Annotated in this window: 5 protein-coding genes; 2 read left to right on the top strand and 3 right to left on the bottom strand. The window is 60.3% G+C overall.

Annotated elements, in window-relative coordinates; translation table 11 throughout:
* Nucleotides 1-95 precede the first annotated feature (95 nt).
* On the bottom strand, nucleotides 96-689 hold the full coding sequence (locus PMI23_RS08575) for a nitroreductase family protein (protein WP_007911345.1): 594 nt from the start codon (nucleotides 687-689) through the stop codon (nucleotides 96-98).
* Between the two features lie 278 nt (nucleotides 690-967).
* Between PMI23_RS08575 and PMI23_RS08570 the strand changes: the two genes are divergently transcribed.
* Together PMI23_RS08570 and PMI23_RS08565 are read left to right on the top strand one after the other, a co-directional pair.
* Nucleotides 968-1,417, top strand: coding sequence for a YcgN family cysteine cluster protein (locus tag PMI23_RS08570; RefSeq protein WP_007911343.1), 450 nt, complete (start codon nucleotides 968-970; stop codon nucleotides 1,415-1,417).
* 34 nt (nucleotides 1,418-1,451) lie between these two features.
* Complete coding sequence (locus PMI23_RS08565) at nucleotides 1,452-2,681, top strand: hypothetical protein (protein ID WP_007911339.1); 1,230 nt, start codon at nucleotides 1,452-1,454, stop codon at nucleotides 2,679-2,681.
* 169 nt (nucleotides 2,682-2,850) lie between these two features.
* Here PMI23_RS08565 and PMI23_RS08560 read toward each other — a convergent pair whose 3' ends face one another.
* Nucleotides 2,851-3,228 carry a YgaP family membrane protein gene (locus PMI23_RS08560; RefSeq protein WP_007911338.1) on the bottom strand — a complete coding sequence of 126 codons (378 nt, stop codon included), beginning with the start codon at nucleotides 3,226-3,228 and terminating at the stop codon, nucleotides 2,851-2,853.
* Between the two features lie 81 nt (nucleotides 3,229-3,309).
* Entirely contained in the window at nucleotides 3,310-3,780 is a 471-nt protein-coding gene (locus PMI23_RS08555; RefSeq protein ID WP_007911337.1) for an RNA methyltransferase, read from the bottom strand.
* Between the last annotated feature and the right edge of the window lie 110 nt (nucleotides 3,781-3,890).

Genomic DNA, 3,890 nt, shown 5'->3' with positions numbered 1-3,890 from the left:
AATGCAGCCGGGGACGCTCCGCGTCCCATTGGAACGCGGAGCGTCCCTTGAGTCGTTCCCACGCGGAGCGTGGGAACGATCATTTGCGCTGTGGCTTAGAGGGTGAAGTCGCCTTCCGCCGCCAGTTCGCTCAGCGGGCGACGCGGGCTCGGCTCTTCACGGGCCTGCAGGTATTCAGCCAGCGTTGCCTTGTCACCGAGTTTGCCAACGGCCACCGCCGCGTGCAGTGCATAACCTTCAGGTATGTTCAGCTCCTTGCGCGTCAGCTCCTGATCGAACCCGGCCATGCCGTGGGTGTGCCAGCCGCTGAGGCTCGCTTGCAGCGCCAGATGACCCCACGCCGAACCGGTGTCGAAGGTGTGCCACAACGCTGGAGTTTCTTCGCTGGCGCCCGGTGCAGTGAACGTGGTTTTCGAAATCACGATCACCAGCGCCGACGCATGCTGCGCCCAGCTACGGTTGAACTCATTCAACAGGCCCAGATAACGCTCCCAGTTTGGCGTATCGCGACGCGCGTACAGAAAGCGCCAAGGTTGCGAGTTGTACGCCGAGGGCGCCCAGCGTGCCGCTTCGAAGAAGCTCAGCAGCGTTTCTTCTGGAATCGCTTCGCCGGTAAAGGCGCGCGGCGACCAGCGGTCGGTGAATTGTGGGTGAATGGCGTAATCGGCAACGCGAGGGTTGGCACTCATCGAGAGATTCCTTGCTACGTTTGAGTCAGGGATTTGAATGAAAACCCGGCGGGATCAGTTGCGCTGAACGATGGGGTTTCCGAGCCTGAGGGTTCACCACAATGCAACGCGGTCGAGCGTTAATGGCTTGCGGGCAAGGCTCCTTGCGACTGGCAAAGCTACGCGCCGCCACAAAAACTGACAAGTCCCGCATAACCGGCAGTCGCCAACGCTTGGCCCGCAAGGCCTTGAGCACTAGACTGGCGGCCTTTTCACCACCTGATGTTGATGCTTGAGCCATGGTCGCCAAAGTCGAACCGTTCTGGATACGCAAAACCCTCGATCAACTGGATCACCAGGAATGGGAATCGCTGTGCGACGGCTGTGGTCTGTGCTGCCTGCAAAAGCTCGAGGATGAGGAAGACAACAGCGTTTACTACACGCGCATCGCCTGCAAACTGCTGGACCTTAAAACCTGTCAGTGCAGCGATTATCCGAATCGCCTGAAGTTTGTCCCGGATTGCATCCAGCTCACCCCGGGCCAGGCTGAAGAATTCAAATGGCTGCCGCCGACCTGTGGTTATCGACTGGTCAGCGAAGGCAAGGATCTGCCGCTGTGGCACCACTTGGTGTGCGGTGACCGCGATGCGGTGCACCATGAACGGATCTCCCAATCCGGGCGCATGCTCGCTGAAGGCAGTGTGCCGGAGGATGACTGGGAAGATCACCTGATTTTCCGCGCAGGCTGATCCCTGCGCACGCAAGCTTTACCAGGGAGTGTGTATGGCTGTCGGATTGCAGCGGGCGTTGATGATCGCGCTGCTGGCACTGAGTGCGCCGGTCTGGGCGGCGAAGAAAGTCGATCTGGATTATCACGTGCGCCTGTTGCCACAAAGTGATCAGGCCGAGGTGCGTCTGACCCTGGCCAAAGGTGAGGCGGTGCGCAGTCTCGATTTCGATCTTGGCGACGGCAGCCATTACAGCGACTTCAAGGCTGACGGCCAGTGGCTGCTGAGCCCGGGTAAACAGGCGCGCGGGGTCTGGCGTCCCGCCAGCGAAAAGTCCAGCCTGAGCTACCGCGTGCGCATCAGCCACGGCCGCAAGAACGGTAGTTTCGACACGCGCATGACCCCGACTTGGGCGTTGATGCGTGGCGACGAACTGGTACCGCCAGCCAAACTCGATCAACAGGACGGCACCGAACTGGTCGCGCGTCTGCAATTCGAATTGCCCGACGGTTGGAAGAGCATCGAAACCGCTTGGCCGCGCATCGGCAAAAACAAATTCCGCATCGACAACCCTTCACGCCTGTTCGACCGCCCGACCGGGTGGATGCTCGCCGGCCACCTCGGCAGCCGCCGCACTCGCTTGGGTGAAACCGAGGTCACCGTGGCCTCACCGCAGGGCCAGGGCATGCGTCGAATGGACGTGCTGACATTGCTCACGTTCGTCTGGCCGCAGGTGCAGGCGGTTTATCCACGACATCCGGCCAAACTGTTGATCGTCGGCGCCAACGACCCGATGTGGCGCGGCAGCCTCGGTGCGCATGAATCCATCTACGTGAACACACGGTTGCCGCTGGTCAGCGAAAGCGGCAGCAGCGCGCTGGTGCGTGAGCTGGCGCAGGTGTTCGGGCGGATCAACGACGAGCAGCGCAGCGACTGGATCAGCGAGGGTTTTGCCGAGTATTACGCCATTGAACTGGTGCGCCGCGCCGGTGGCATGAGCGATGAGCGTTATCAAAGTTTGCAGGCGAAACTGGCCAGGGACAGCCAGAAAGTCACGACCTTGCGCGGCGAGCAGATCAGCCCGGCACAGGTTTCGAAGGCGGTGGTGGTATTGCAGGAGCTGGATCGCGAGATTCGCTTGAAGACGCGCAACAAGCGTTCGCTGGATGATGTCTTGCGTGGGGCGATGCATCTGGGGACGGTGAGTACCAAGGAGTTTGTGCAACTGGCCGAGAGCGTGCTTGGCGAGTCGTCCAAAGTGCTTGATACCGCATTGCTACAGTGACACCGCTATCGCTGGCAAGCCAGCTCCCACAGTGTTTTGGGATGGGCACAAAATCAGTGCACAACCCATAAGCCGATTTGGGGCTGGGCAAAAATTCTGTGGTCTCCACAGAACCTGTGGGAGCTGGCTTGCCAGCGATGAGGCCGTCAGCCCCACCGCAAATCTCGGATCAAACCCCGGCTTTCGGCGACTTCACCGAATCATTGCCGGTCACCGTAGCGGTGCTGGTCGCCGCCTCGGCATTCGCCTTCAGCTTGCTCAACTCTTCCCCAGCCCGCTCGATCTTCGCGCGCACATTGTTCATGTCCTGACGACTCTTCTCGATCAGGCTCTTCACCGAACTGTGCCCGGTAATCCCACGCGCCATCGCCACGCCGCCAATCGCCACCTGAATCAAGCCGAACACCCCGCCGCGGCGCAGGCCTTTGCCGACCATGATCACGCCGCCAGCCAGCGAGCCGATGCGCTCCCAGCCTTCGACGTTCTGCTCGGAACGGCTCTGGAACGGGGTGGATTCGATACGTTCGACGCGTTTGAGCTCGGTCATGATCTTTCTCCAGGCAATGAGTAATGGATAAATTAGCTGACTGCCAGAGCGGTCAGCTCGTTCCATCGAATATGCGATGTTTTAGCGGAATTTTGGCCCGGAGCGAGTGTTCAAGCCCTTGGCCATGCGGTCATAGAGCACGACGTTGACCGTCGCGGCGAGGTTCATGCAGCCGGTGGTCGGGATGTACACGACGTCTTCGCACCAGTCGCGAATCTCTTTATCCAGCGAGCCGTCTTCGGGGCCGAAGATGTACAGGGCGCGATCCGGGTGAGTGTATTCCGGCAGCGGGCGGGCGCCCTCGACCAGTTCCACGGCGACGGGCACGCAGTTGAGCGGGAGAATCTTTTTCAGATCGTCGATGCCGATCAGCGGGATGTCGTAGTGCACGCGTTTGGTGTCAGTGACGAAGTCGGCGGCGCGTTCATAACGCTTGCCGGTGTAGAACACCGACGCCACGCCATAGCAGCCTGCGGCGCGCATCACCGAACCGACGTTCTCCGGTGATTTGGGGTTATACAAACCAATGCAGCTGTACCGTTTGTCTGCCACGAGCGGGGTGCCTTCGGGAAAAAGAGCGCGATTATACGGGGATAAGATCAAAAGATCGCAGCCTTCGGCAGCTCCTACAGTTGAATGGCGTACACCCTGTAGGAGCTGCC

The sequence above is a fragment of the Pseudomonas sp. GM24 genome (assembly GCF_000282235.1).
In the GTDB taxonomy this organism is placed as follows: Bacteria; Pseudomonadota; Gammaproteobacteria; order Pseudomonadales; family Pseudomonadaceae; genus Aquipseudomonas.
The sequence above is the reverse complement of the archived record's forward strand: the minus strand, read 5'-3'. Positions and strand labels throughout refer to the sequence as shown.